The sequence below is a fragment of the Pseudonocardia sp. DxW genome (assembly GCF_058448985.1).
The window spans coordinates 1-12,915 of the sequence record NZ_JBZFLK010000021.1 but is presented as its reverse complement, the minus strand read 5'-3'; the positions used below and the strand labels follow the sequence as shown (position 1 = coordinate 12,915).

At 74.1% G+C, this 12,915-nt stretch carries 9 protein-coding genes and 1 pseudogene; 4 read left to right on the top strand and 6 right to left on the bottom strand.

Annotated elements, in window-relative coordinates:
- The first annotated feature begins 6 nt into the window (after positions 1-6).
- A complete protein-coding gene (locus tag ACVJO7_RS26815; RefSeq protein WP_491675177.1) occupies positions 7-1,374 on the top strand; it encodes an MFS transporter in 1,368 nt (455 codons plus the stop codon).
- A gap of 6 nt (positions 1,375-1,380) precedes the next feature.
- Here the strand turns inward: ACVJO7_RS26815 and ACVJO7_RS26810 are convergent, their stop codons facing one another.
- Entirely contained in the window at positions 1,381-2,709 is a 1,329-nt protein-coding gene (locus ACVJO7_RS26810; RefSeq protein ID WP_491675176.1) for an MFS transporter, read from the bottom strand.
- Positions 2,710-3,408: 699 nt separating this feature from the next.
- Between ACVJO7_RS26810 and ACVJO7_RS26805 the strand changes: the two are divergent.
- The 3 genes and pseudogenes from ACVJO7_RS26805 to ACVJO7_RS26795 all read left to right on the top strand — a co-directional run.
- Positions 3,409-4,098: pseudogene (locus ACVJO7_RS26805) on the top strand (transposase family protein); the annotation flags it as partial.
- A gap of 48 nt (positions 4,099-4,146) precedes the next feature.
- On the top strand, positions 4,147-4,548 hold the full coding sequence (locus ACVJO7_RS26800; RefSeq protein WP_491675241.1) for a siderophore-interacting protein: 402 nt from the start codon (positions 4,147-4,149) through the stop codon (positions 4,546-4,548).
- A 136-nt stretch (positions 4,549-4,684) separates the two neighbouring features.
- A complete protein-coding gene (locus ACVJO7_RS26795) occupies positions 4,685-5,677 on the top strand; it encodes an ABC transporter substrate-binding protein (protein ID WP_491675175.1) in 993 nt (330 codons plus the stop codon).
- Here the strand turns inward: ACVJO7_RS26795 and ACVJO7_RS26790 are convergent.
- The 5 genes from ACVJO7_RS26790 to ACVJO7_RS26770 form a co-directional block, all read right to left on the bottom strand.
- Positions 5,657-7,306: a (2,3-dihydroxybenzoyl)adenylate synthase gene (locus ACVJO7_RS26790; protein WP_491675174.1), complete on the bottom strand. Its 1,650-nt coding sequence runs from the start codon at positions 7,304-7,306 to the stop codon at positions 5,657-5,659. The genes ACVJO7_RS26795 and ACVJO7_RS26790 overlap by 21 nt on opposite strands.
- The gene (locus tag ACVJO7_RS26785) at positions 7,303-8,643 is read right to left on the bottom strand and encodes a salicylate synthase (RefSeq protein WP_344019939.1); all 1,341 of its coding nucleotides are present in this window, start codon (positions 8,641-8,643) and stop codon (positions 7,303-7,305) included. Before ACVJO7_RS26785 ends, ACVJO7_RS26790 begins: the two co-directional genes overlap by 4 nt.
- 75 nt (positions 8,644-8,718) lie before the next feature.
- Entirely contained in the window at positions 8,719-9,405 is a 687-nt protein-coding gene (locus ACVJO7_RS26780; protein WP_491675173.1) for a formyltransferase family protein, read from the bottom strand.
- Complete coding sequence (locus ACVJO7_RS26775) at positions 9,402-10,742, bottom strand: MFS transporter (protein WP_491675172.1); 1,341 nt, start codon at positions 10,740-10,742, stop codon at positions 9,402-9,404. Before ACVJO7_RS26775 ends, ACVJO7_RS26780 begins: the two co-directional genes overlap by 4 nt.
- A complete protein-coding gene (locus ACVJO7_RS26770) occupies positions 10,742-12,631 on the bottom strand; it encodes a condensation domain-containing protein (RefSeq protein ID WP_491675171.1) in 1,890 nt (629 codons plus the stop codon). The genes ACVJO7_RS26775 and ACVJO7_RS26770 overlap by 1 nt, the downstream gene beginning before the upstream one ends.
- Positions 12,632-12,915: the final 284 nt, after the last annotated feature.

Here is a 12,915-nt window from a genome sequence, read left to right as displayed (position 1 = left end):
CGAGTCATGACCCCACCACCACAACCCGGCACGAACACGGACGAACAGTCGGTCAAGGCGCGCAGGGCCGCCTGGGGAGCCTTCGCCGGCACCGCGATCGAGTGGTACGACTTCTACGTCTACGGCACCGCGGCAGCCCTCGTCATCGGGCGGCTGTTCTTCCCCGACGCCGATCCGCTCGCCCAGACCCTGTCGGCGCTCGCCACCTTCGCCATCGGCTTCGTGCTGCGACCGGTCGGCGCGGTGCTGTTCGGCTACATCGGCGACCGGGTCAGCCGCAAGACGTCGCTGCTGATCACCCTGGTGATGATGGGCGGCGCGACGGTGGCGATCGGCTGCCTGCCCACCTACGAGTCGATCGGTGTCGCGGCACCGATCATGCTGCTGGTCCTGCGGATGATCCAGGGCCTGTCGGTCGGCGGTGAGTGGGGCGGCGCGGTGCTGATCGCCTCCGAGGCCGCACCGGCGCACCGCAAGGTGCTGGCCGCCTCGATGGCCCAGGTCGGTGCGCCGGTCGGATCGATCCTGTCCACCGGTGTGTTCCTGCTGCTGCCCTCCGGTGACGCGCTGTTCGACTTCTGGTGGCGGGTGCCGTTCCTGCTCAGCGGCACGCTGCTGGTGGTGGGTCTGGTCATCCGGATCAAGCTGGAGGAGAACGAGGAGTTCGTCGCCGCCCGGGAGCGCAAGGAGGCGGCCGCCGAGTCGTCGAAGGTGCCGGTGCTGGAGCTGCTGCGCCGGTTCCCGCTGACCAACCTCTGTGTCTTCGTCGCCAGCTTCGCCGTCTCCGGCGTCTACTTCCGCAACGTGTTCGCGCTGAACTGGGCCACCGAGACCCAGGGCGTCGCGCGGGACGTCTTCCTCAACGCGCTGCTGATCGGCGCCGTCATCCAGGTGATCGCGACCCCGCTGGCGGCGATCGCGGCCGATCGGATCGGCGTCCGGCGGGCCCAGATCATCTTCACGGTCGTCTACCTGGTGGTGGCCCCGATACCGATGCTCGCGCTGATCAGCACCGGCAACACCGGCTCGGTCTACCTGGCGATCGTGCTGTCCTACATCGGGCACGCCGTGTACTACGCGACGCTGTCCGGCTTCCTCACCACGCTGTTCCCGACCGAGCTGCGGTACACCGGTATCTCCTTCGGCTACCAGCTCTCCGGTTCGCTGGTGTCGGGCTTCGTGCCCCTGGTCGCGGCCGCGCTGGTCGGCGTGGACGGCACCAGGATCCTGCCGGTCCAGCTGCTCTACGGCGCCCTGATCGCGTTCTCCCTGATCGGGATCCTGCTCGGCACCGCGATGAGCCGGCGGGAGACCGCCGCCTACGAGGCCGCGACCGGGCTCCTCACGACACCGGCCGGTGCCGACCGGGGATGAGGGAGCTCAGACCGGGACCGGTCCGTGCGGGTGCCGCTCGTCGACCACCAGCCGGTGCGAGTGGGTCCAGCCCCGCCGGGTCCACCGCGCCCGCGCGACGTGGTCGTGGTCGACGTCGTCGTCGTGCCGGTGCCGGACCAGGTCGGCACCCGTCCGCGGCCACAACGCGGCCGCCGCCCCGGTGCCGGCCACCGTCAGCACGGCGAGGACGATCCAGGTCCCGGCGAACCCGAGGGTCACGGTCAGCCAGCCGGTCAGCGGGTAGGTCACCAGCCAGCAGGCGTGCGACAGCGAGAACTGCGCGCTGAACAGTGCGGGCCGCTGCCCCGGCCCGGACGAGGTCCGCAGCAGCCGCCCGGTGTTGACCATGATCCAGCCCGGGCCGAGACCGACCAGCGCCCAGGCGAGCACGGCGGCCGTCCACGACGGGTACAGCCCGAGCAACACCGTGGCGGCCGCCGCGCCGAGCGAGACACCGGCACCGGCCAGCATCACCGTGCGCACCGACGCGCGCCGCGCGAGCCACGGCGAGCAGGCCGCCGCGGCCGCGGTGCCCGCCCCGGACACCGCCAGCAGCAGCCCCACCTCGGCGTCGGTGCCGCCGAGCAGGTCGCGGACCACGTTCACCGTGGTGACCAGCGAGATCACCCCGACCGTCGCGACCACCGCGTTCAGCGCGAGCAGGCCACGCAGCTGCGGGACCGCCCGGAACAGCCGCACACCCAGCAGCAGGCGGCTGCCGAACCCGCCGGGCGCGCGCTGCGCGACCGGCGGGACCACGGTCGCGGCGACCAGCACCGCCGAGACGGCGAACCCGGCGGCCGTCCCCACGAACAGCGACGAGTAGCTCAGCACCAGCAGCGCCGCGGCGGCCAGCAGCGGGCTCAGCACCGTCTCCAGGCTGTTCGCCAGCTGTGCGGCCGACAGCGCCCGGGTGTAGTCCTGCTCGCCGGTGACGATGTCGGGCAGCACTGACTGGAACACCGGGGTGAAGGTCGCCGAGGCGACCTGCAGCACGCCGATCAGCACGAACACCTGCCAGAGCGCGGTGACGCCGGGCAGCGCCAGGACCACCGCGGCACGGACCAGGTTCGCGGCCAGCATCAGCCGGCGCCGCGGCACCCGGTCGGCGACCGCGCCCACCACCGGACCGACGAGCACGTAGGCGACCATCTTCACGGTCAGCGCCGATCCGAGCACCAGCGCGGCCCGCTCGCCCGCCAGGTCGTAGGCCAGCAGCCCGAGCGCGACGGTGGCGAGGCCGGTACCGGTGAGCGCGACCACCTGCGCGGCGAACAGCCGACGGAAACGCACGTCGGCGAACAGCGATCGCATGTCGTCTCCCCTGGATTCCGGTTCGGACCGGAGCCTATATTTCCGAAACCGATGTCTCCAATGCCGCAACTGCCAGCGATGTGCATCGACGAGTCACTCCTTACTGGCAGACCCGGTCAGCAGCAGTTCCGGGGACCCGCACCGTCGAACAAGGCGACGCAACATGGAGGTGCAGCCCCACATCCGTCCCGGCCCGCCCTGCATGAGTACAGATTTTCCAATCCCCGCCGTTTCGGTTGCCCCCGCCGAGTTCTGCCACATTCGCCGCGCCGACCCGTTTACACGCCAGACACTAGGCACCACTCCTAGTGAGCGATCCGGCAAGAGTATGAGTACCGGATTCAGCGCGGTACGTACCGCGGTCATTCGAAACCCCGTCGACAGAATCGCGGTGCGACACCATGTGCGTGCGCCCATCCCGTCCGCAGTTCAACGACACGTGATAGGACTTATTTCCGCGTGCGTGCGACACGACCTGCCTCCGCGACGGTGAGTCGGTGCTGGATCGGTGAATCGAACTATTGCGCCGTGCTGAACGATGTCACCATGCTATGGTCCACGGTTTCGAACACCACTGAGCCCTTTCCATCCTGGTTGGAGGCGGGCGTGAGCTGCTGCGGCGTGGCGTCGCCGGAATGAGTGAAGCTCCTGGTAGACGGGCGATTGACTAGATCAACAACGCCTGACCAGGAGCTTCGGTTGCCTTCCTACCCTGCGGGGTTGTCCGTGTCCAACCACGCCCTCATCACCCTGTCCGACGCGCTCCGCGGCCGCCGAGCGAAGATCGGCACCAGGTGGCGGCGCCTCTCCGCCGGTGACCAGGCCATCCTTGCGCTCGCGCACCTCCGCAAGGGTGACACCTACGCCGAGCTCGCCGCCGGGTACGACATCGGCACGACGACGGTGTTCCGCTACATCACCGAGGCGATCGAGGTCCTGGCCGCGCTCGCCCCGACCCTGGCCGAGGCGATGGCGGTGATCGTGGCCAAGGCGTTCGTCATCCTCGACGGCACCCTGCTGCACATCGATCGGGTCGGGATGGGCTCGGGCCGCGACCGGCCTTACTACTCGGGCAAACACAAGTGCCACGGGGTGAACGTGCAGGTCATCTCCGATGCCGCAGGCAGGCTGGTGTGGGCCTCGTCCGCGCTGCCCGGCGCCCGCCACGACATGGGCGCCGCACGTGACCACGGCATCCTCGACGCGCTACACGGCGCGCAGGTGAAGGTGATCGCCGACAACGGCTACCGCGGCTCCGGGTTCGCGGTCCCGCAGCGCCGACGAGCGAAGGATCCCGAGACCGGCAAGCGCCAGCGCCTATCGGCCAACCAGAAGGCGGTCAACTCCGCGCACACCCGCCAACGCGGCCCCGGCGAACGAGCGAACGCCCAGCGGGATCGGCAGCGGCTACGCCCCGACCCGGGCGCCGACCGGCACCTGCTGGCCGGGGACGAGTCGGCGCTGCCGGCGATCGCGTCGGCGCTGGAGGCGATGCCCGCCGACGCGCGCGGGACGGCGCTGATCGAGGTCGGCACCGCGGCCGACGAGCTCGACCTGGTCGCGCCGGACGGGATCGAGGTGCGGTGGCTGCACCGCGGCGGCGCCGGGGCCGGCACGAGCACGGTGCTCGTCGACGCGGTCCGCGCGCTGGACCGGCCGGCCGGGGACGTGCAGGTCTTCGCGCACGGCGAGCGCGGGGCGATGAAGGCGCTGCGGCCGTACCTGACCGACGAGTGCGGGATCGACCGGTCCCGGCTGTCGCTGTCGGCGTACTGGGCGCACGGCCGCGGCGAGGACGCGTTCCAGTCCGAGAAGCGCGAGTCGATCGGCCAGGTCTGACGCCGGCGCCGGTGCGCACCGGGGGTGGGCGCCGGCGTGCCGTCCGGGGTGGACCGCTGCGCCGGGGAGCGGCCGACCGTGACGGCGGTCGCGTCACCGGCGGGAACCCCGGCATCCGCCCCGACGACCACTGGGCGTGTCGACCCGCACCGATCCGCTCCGCTGCCTCCCGCTCCCCGCCGTCCTGGTGGCCGTCGTGCTCCTCCTGCTCGCCGGGTGCGCCGGCGCGCCGGCTCCGGCGGAGCCGTCCGGCGACGCGGCGTTCCCGGTGACCGTGGAACACGCCTACGGCGCGACGACGCTCCCGGCGCGACCGCAGCGGGTGGTCGCGCTGGGCACCAACGACGTCGCCGTCGCCCGGGCCGTCGGGGCGGACGTCGTGGGTGGCCTGGAGAATGCCGGCGAGTCCCGCCCACAGGCCCCGTACCTGGAGCCGTTCCCGGACGGCGTGCTGACGATCAGCGAGCTGGAGCCGTTGCCGCTGGAGCGGATCGCGGCGTTCCGGCCGGACGTGATCCTGGCCGTCTCGTCGTACCTGGTCACCGACCGCGCCGCGTACGAGCAGCTGAGCGCGATCGCGCCGACCGTCATGTACCGGACGTCGCTGTTCGGTTCCCCGATGCAGGACGACGCCCGGCAGATCGGCGTCGCACTCGGCGAGACGGCGCGGGTCGAGGAGCTGATCGCCCGGGCCGACGAGGCCGTCGCGGCGGTGCGCGCCGAGGCGCCCGGGCTGCCCGGCCGCACGGTCCTCGTCGGGCAGGCCCGGGGTGACGTGCTGCCGGTGATCGTCGGCGAGCCCAACCAGGCGACGACGCTGCTGGGCGCGCTCGGCCTGGAGCCGCCCGCGTCGTTCACCGAACGGCCGCCGTCGGGTGCCGAGATCGCCCCCGGCACGGTCGGGCTGTCCTACGAGGAGGCGGGCCGGCTGGCCGAGGCCGATCTGGTGATCATGAGCTTCCCGACGGCGGCCGACCGGGCCCGGTTCGAGGCCAGCCCGGTCGTCGCGCAGGCCCTGTCCGGGGTGACCTACCTGCCGATCACCCTGGACCAGGCGATCGCGCTGCAGGCCCCGAGCGTGGTGTCGGTCGGCTGGCTGCTGGACACGCTAGGCGCGCGCACCTGGTGACGGCGCCCCGGCGAGCTGCTCCCCCAACGCCCGTTTGTCGATCTTCCCGACGGCGGTGAGCGGCAGCTCGTCGCGGACCACGACCTTGTCCGGTGACATGAACCGGGCGAGTCCGCGGGCGGTCAGGAACTCCCGGATCGCGCGCCGCTTCGGTGCGACCGCGCCGCGGGCCGGGACGATCGCGGCGCAGACCGCCTCGCCGAGGTCGTCGTCCGGGATCGCGAGCACGGCGGCGCCCGCGATGTCCGGATGCGCCAGGAGGTGCTCCTCCAGCTCGGTGGCGGCCACGTTCTCGCCGCCGCGGTTGATGACGTCCTTGATCCGGCCCTCGACGACCAGGTGCCCGGTCGGGAGCAGCCGCACCAGATCGCCGGTGCGGTAGTAGCCGTCCGGGGTGAACGACGTCGCGTCGTGCTCGCGGGCCCGGTAGTAGCCGCGCAGCGTATAGGGGCCGCGGGTCCACAGCTCGCCGACGGCGCCGTCCGGCACGTCGTCGCCGGTCCGGTCGTCGACCACCCGGATCTCGTCGGCCGGGCTGAGCGGCCGGCCCTGGCTGATCGCGACGACGTCGTCGGGATCGTCGAGCCGGGTGAAGTTGAGCAGCCCCTCGGCCATCCCGAAGACCTGCTGCACGGTGGCGTCCAGCTCGGGACGGACCCGGCGGGCGAGCGTCTCGTCGCACTTCGCGCCACCGACCTGGACCAGCCGCAGCGTGGACAGGCCCCACCGGCCGCGGCCGCCGCCGGCGAGATCGGTCCACAGCCGCAGCAGCGGCGGGACCATCGCGGTGACGGTGACCCCTTCGGCGTCGACCAGGTCGAGCGTGACGTCCGGGCTGGGTGCGGGGGCGAGCACCACGGTGCCGCCCACCCCGAGGGTGCCCAGCAGGCCCGGGCAGGCCAGCGGGAAGTTGTGCGCGAGCGGCAGGCAGGCGAGGTAGACGTCGTCGGCGGTCAGCCCGCAGACCTCGGCGGAGGCCCGCGCGTTGTAGGCGTAGTCGCGGTGGGTGCGCGGGATCAGCTTCGGCTTGCCGGTGGTGCCGCCGGACACGAGCAGCACCGCGACCTGCCCGGGATCGGGCTCCGGCAGCGGCTCGGCGGTCCCGGCGGGCAGCCCGGCGAGCGCGGTGGTGCCCGGGACCGGTTCGCCATCGACGAGCAGATGACGCAGCGACGGGACGGCGCCCGCCACGGCGAGCGCGAGCTTCCGGTGGTCGAACCCGTCGACGACGTCCGGGCCGACGTAGCCGACGGCGCCGGACAACGCGGCGAGGTGCTCGATCTCGGCCTGCCGGTGCGCGGGCAGGGTCAGCACCGGTACGGCGCCGGCCCGCAGCAGCCCGAACAGGGTGACCGCGAACTCGGCGACGTTGGGCAGGTGCACCACGACGCGGTCGCCCACGCCGATCCCGAGTGCCCGCAGCGACCGGGCCCGGTCGCCGGCGGCGCGATCGAGACCGGCGTAGGTGAGCCGGGTCGGTCCGGCGACGACGGCGACGGCGTCGCCGTACCGGGCGGCCCACTGGGCGAGCAGGTCGCCCAGGGTGTCGTCGCCCCAGTGGCCCGCGCGCCGGTAGCGCTGCTCCGCCTCGGCGGGCCAGCCGATCGCACCGTCGATCAGGTCGGTCACGGCGACTCCTCCCCCACCAGGAAGCGGCTGACGCTGCGCAGCTTCTCCCGGGTCTCCTCCAGCTCGCGTTCCGGTGTGGACGCCCCGACGATCCCGGCGCCGGCCCGCAGCCAGGTGCGGCCGCCGCCCCGGTAGACGGCCCGCAGCACCAGCGCCGCGTCGAGCGCGCCGGTGTGGTCGACGGTGAGCACCGCCCCGCTGTAGAGCCCGCGCGGCCCCTCGTGCCTGCTGATCGCCGCGCAGGCCGGTGCCTTCGGCAGGCCGGACGCGGTGACCGCGGGGAACAGCCGGGCCAGCGCGTCCCAGCCGGTGGCGCCGGGCCGCAGCCGGCCGCGCACCCGGGACGCGAGGTGCTGCACGCTGCCCCGCTCGACGACCCGCATGAACTCCTCGACGACGACGTCGGCCGGGTCGCTCACCGCGGTCACCTCGTCCTGGGCGATCTGCACCGAGACGGCGTGCTCGTAGATCTCCTTGGGGTCGCTGAGCAGCTCGTCGGACAGCGCGGCGTCGTGTCCCGGCTCCCCGGACCGGGCCCGGGTACCGGCCAGCGGCTGGGTCGAGAAGGTGCCGTCCGCGGCGACCTCGACCACCGTCTCCGGGCTGAACCCGGCCGCCTCGAGACCGCCCAGACGCAGCAGGAACGAGCGGGCGGGCGTGTTGTGCGCCCGGCCGAACCGGTAGGTCGAGGGCAGGTCGATGGCATCGGTGACGGGCACCGTGCGGGACAGGATGACCTTGCGGAAGCGGTCCCGGCCGATCTCGGCGACGGCCTCGGCGACGGACCGGGTGTAGGCGTCGGCGCCGGCGGACTCGTCGACGGTCGCCGTCCGTCCGGGTGTGGGATCCGGCCGGCCGGCGGGGGCACCGAGCAGCGCGGCCCGCCAGGCACCGGCGACACCCGGGTCGGCCGTGTCGATCTCGGTGCCGCCGGGGTGCAGATGTGCCCGGTGCCGGGGCAGCAGCAGGTGCAGCAGGGTGCCGGTGCCCTCCGGCAGCGGCACCCCGTGCAGCAGGTGCGAGAGCTCGAACGACGCCCAGCCGAACGCCTGCCACCGGGCGTCGCCGAGCGCGGCCAGTGCGGCCGCGACCTGGTCCAGCGGACGGTCCCCGAGCGGCTCGTGCCGGGTGCCGGCGTCGGAGGTGACGGTGAGGCCGTCCGCGGTGAGGACCAGCTCGGCGGCGGTCCCGGCGGCGAGGAACACGTCGTCGCCGCGTTCGTAGAGCACGTAGGGATCGTCGGGTGGCACCTGGCGGGCGATCGCGGTGGCGGCGGCGATGCGGTCGCTCGCGCGTTCCGCGACGACGGCGGGGGCCGGGTCGGTGGCTGTGGACATCGGGGATCTCCTTCGGCGGGCGGTCGCGCCCCGGGCGTGCGGTGGACGGATGGTGAGGGGTGTCGCCGGTCCGCCTCAGCTGCCCCAGGCGGTCGCCGCGTCGGGGTAGTAGTCGGAGAACATGCCCAGGTCGGTGGCCTGTTCGTAGCGCGGGTGCGCGCGCATCCCGGCCAGCGCGATGCCCTGCTCCAGGCCGTAGTAGCCGGGTTCGCCGCCGGGCCGGCGGGCCGGTCCGGCGGTCCCGTCGACGACCGGGCCGAGGTTCTCGGTGAAGGCGCGATGCGCGGCCTCGACGAGATCGGTGAGCACGTCCTCCAGGACGGCGTCCGGCTCGACCGGGAACTCCACCTGCGCCAGCACGGGCCCGGTGTCGATGCCGTCGTCGATCTCGTGCAGGGTCGCGGCGAACGAGGTCTCGCCGTGCAGCACCGCGTAGGCGGCGGTGACCGGCGGGAGCCCGCGGTAGGACGGCAGCGGGCCGCCGTGCACGTTGAGCAGCCGCAGGCCCGAGACCAGCATCTTCTCCCGGAGCAGGAACGGGTTGTCGATCGACCACAGCAGCCCGTCGGTGCAGCGCTGCGCGAGCTCACCGGCGAGCTCGTCGAGCTCGCGGCCGCTGCGGATCCGGCGGGCCCGGTCCGGATCGAACCCGGCGGGCGGGGTGGTCCGCGGGCCGTGGCAGACCAGGTCCACCGGGTGCCCGCCGTCCTGGGCGTGCCGGACCGCGCGCCACAGCAGCGCGCCGTCGCCGACGAAGATCATCGTTCCTCCTCGATGGATGCGCGGGTGACCCGGCGCAGCGGCCCGAGCAGCAGCCCGGTCACCGCCGCGAGCAGCCCCGTCACGGTGTTGTAGAACCAGAGCGCGTCGCCGTCGCCGACCAGCGCGCCGACGAAGCCGGCGACGACCGCGCCGATCGCGGCACCGGTCATGGCCTGGGCGGCGAACAGGCTGTTCACCCGGCCCAGCAGCGCGTCCGGGGTGCGGAGCTGCAGCAGCGTGTAGCGCAGCACCTCCTCGATCGCGTTGGTCGCACCGGCGGCGACCAGCGCCGCGAGCACCAGCGCGACCGTGGGTGCCGCTCCGGCCAGCGCGTAGCAGGCGTAGCAGGCGACCATCAGGACCAGCAGCAGCCGGCCGGGCCGCGGACTGCGGCGGACCCAGCCGCTGCCGAGCGAGCCGAGCACGACACCGGCGGCGAGTGCCGAGTACATCAGGCCGACGACCGTCGACGACCCGCCGAACCGCGCCTCGACGAACGCCGGGACCAGGACGAACGAGCCGCCGCCGAACATCCCGACCAGGCCGGCGACCATCACGCCGAGCACCACCGGCTCGCGGACCGCGAACCGGGCGCCGGTGCGCAGCGCCCGCAGCGGGCTCTCCGCCGGCGCCGGCTCGGTGTCGCCCGCTCCGTCACCGGCCGGCCCGGTGTCCCCGGTGCCGGCCGGCTCCGGGGCGGGTGCCGCGCCCGGGTGTGCCGGCTCGGCCGGAGCCGCGCGACCCTGCCCGGGTGGCGGCGCCACCATCAGCAGCACCCAGGTGAGCAGCGCGGCGAGCGCGCCCGCCGCGTAGTTCCAGGCGGCCGAGGCGAGCGCGAACACGATGCCGCCGACCGCCGGCGCGATCACCGCGCCCAGCCGCAGCGAGACCGTGTTCAGCGCGCCGACCGCGTGCAGCTTCGATCGGTCCACGATGGACGGTGTGACCGCCAGCATCGCGGTGATGCAGGTGGCCCCGGACAGCCCGTTCGCGGCGACCAGCGCGGCGGTCAGCGGGGTGGAGCCGATCCAGGCGGCGTTGACCGCGAGCCCGGCGAACGTGCTGCCGCTGATGATCCAGGTGACCCGGACCAGCAGCCAGCGGTCGATCCGGTCGGCGAGCACCCCGCCGCCCAGGTAGCCGGCGACGAAGGCGATCGACTCGATGGCCGTCACCAGGCCGACGACCGGGGTGGATCCGGTGCGCGCGTACACCTCCAGCGGCACGGTGACGGCCACGATGCCGACCCCGAACAGTAGGATCGTGCGGGCGACGAACAGGTTGCGGAAGGTGCGGTCGTCGCGCAGCGGGCTGACGTCGACGAGCAGCGACGCCATCAGTGCTCCCCCGCCCAGCCGGTGAGGACCTCGACCCAGCGGTCGGCGATCCGGGCGACGGTGCCGCCGTCCAGCACGCCGCCGGGGTGGCTGAAGGTGGTCTCCAGGACCGGCCCGTCCGGGGTGTCCCGCAGGGTCGCGTCGACGACCAGGCTGTGCCCGGCGCGCACGTCCGGCGCCGGGCCGATCCGCACCGCGTCCTGCTCCGGGGCGAGCTCCCAGCCGCCGTCACCGTCCGCCGCGGGCCGGGGCGCGCGGCCGAGCCAGTTCAGCGAGACCTCGGCCCCGGGGCCGGTGAGCTGCGACGGGCCGTCGGCCGGGTGGCGCAGCAGGCCCCAGCCCAGACCGTGCCAGGGGAGCGCGGTCACGGCGTCCCGGGCCCGACCGATCGCGGCGCCCGGCTCGGGGATCGCGGCGCCGGGGGTGCCGCGCACGGCGACCGGTGCGAGCACGGTGAAGCAGCCGACCGTGCGGGCCAGGTCGATGTCGTCGCCGAGCTGCTCGGCGCGGCCGTGGTGTTCGAGATCGACCAGCAGCGGCCCGGCCGGACCGGTCACGGTGAGCGCCTCGCCGAGCGCGGCCAGCAGCACCGCCTCGGCGCCTGCGCCGGCCCGCCGGGCGGTCCCGGTGACGGCGTCGCCCGGGCAGGTCACCGTGGTGCGCGCGACCGTGCCGTGGGTGTCCCGGGCGTCCCGGGGACGGCGCACCGGCAGCGGTGCCGCCCCGGCGAGCGTGTCCCGCCAGAACCCGGCCTCGGCCCGGACCTGCGGGCTCGCGCCGTGCTCGCGCAGCCGGTCGGCGAACTCGGCGAAGCCGGTCGCCTCCGGTGCCGGTCCGGTGCCGTTGCCCGCTGTGCCGTGGCCCGCTGTGCCGTGGCTCGAGATGTCCTCGGCCAGGACCCGCCAGGACGTCCCGTCGACGGCGAGATGGTGCGCGACGACGGCCAGCCGCCCGGGTTCGGTCCCGCGGTCGAACCAGACGAGCCGGAGCATCCCGGCGGGTCCGGCGTCGAGCTCGGCGACCGCGGCCGTGGTCGCGTCGGTGAGCAGCCGGGTGAGCGCGCCGCCGCTGGCGCCGGTCGCGTCGATCCGGCGGACCTGTGCCGTCGGGCCGGTCGCGCCGGGCGGTGCGGTGCGCAGCCCGGTCCAGCTCCCGTTCGCGGCGGTCACCAGCTCCGAGCGCAGCGTCGGGTGCCGGTGGGTGAGGGACCCGGCGAGTGCGGTCAGGTCGTCCGGGCCGAACCCGGGCGGCGTGCTGAGGAGCACGGCCTGACCGCGTCCGGCGACCGGGCCGCCGAGCGACTCCAGCCAGGACATGACCGGTGTCGGTGCGGCGAGCCCGGGCGTGGCCGCCGGGACACCGGTCCCGGCGACCGGAGCCGGGGTCGCTGCGTCGTCGAGCCCGGCGGCGAGCGCGGCGACGGTGCCGGTGGCCAGCAGGTCCCGCACCCGCAGCTCGATGCCGGCCCGCCGGGCGCTGTTGGTGATCTCGATGGCGCTGAGGCTGTCCCCGCCGATGGCGAAGAAGTCGTCGTCGACGCCGACGGTGTCCAGGCCCAGCACCTCGGCGACGATCGCGCAGAGCCGGGTCTCCAGCGGGGTGCCCGGCGGGCGGGAGACCCGTCCGGCGAGCGGCGCCGGTTCCGGCAGTGCGGCGGTGTCCAGCTTGCCGTTGACGGTCAGCGGCAGCTCGTCGACCACCGCCCACAGCGTCGGGACCATGTAGTCGGGCAGCACCCGGGCCACGGTGTCCCGCACGCTCTCCGGCGCCGCGGTGCCGACCAGGTAGGCGGCCAGCCGCTTGGTCGTACCGGCGGTGCGGGTGACGACGGCGGACCGGGCGACGCCGGGCGCCGAGTCGAGCGCGGTCTCGATCTCGGCGGGCTCCACCCGGTAACCCCGGATCTTCAGCTGATCATCACCACGGCCCAGGAAGTCCAGATTCCCGTCCGCCCGACGACGCACCAGATCACCCGTGCGATACATCCGACCACCCGCCGACCACGGATCAGCCACGAACCGCTCCGCCGTCAACGCCGCCCGGCCCAGATAACCCCGCGCCAGACCCGCACCCGACATATACAACTCACCCACCACACCGTCGGGCACCGGCCGCAGCCAGCCGTCCAACACATGCGCCACCGTGTTCGTGATCGCCGAACCCACCGTCGACG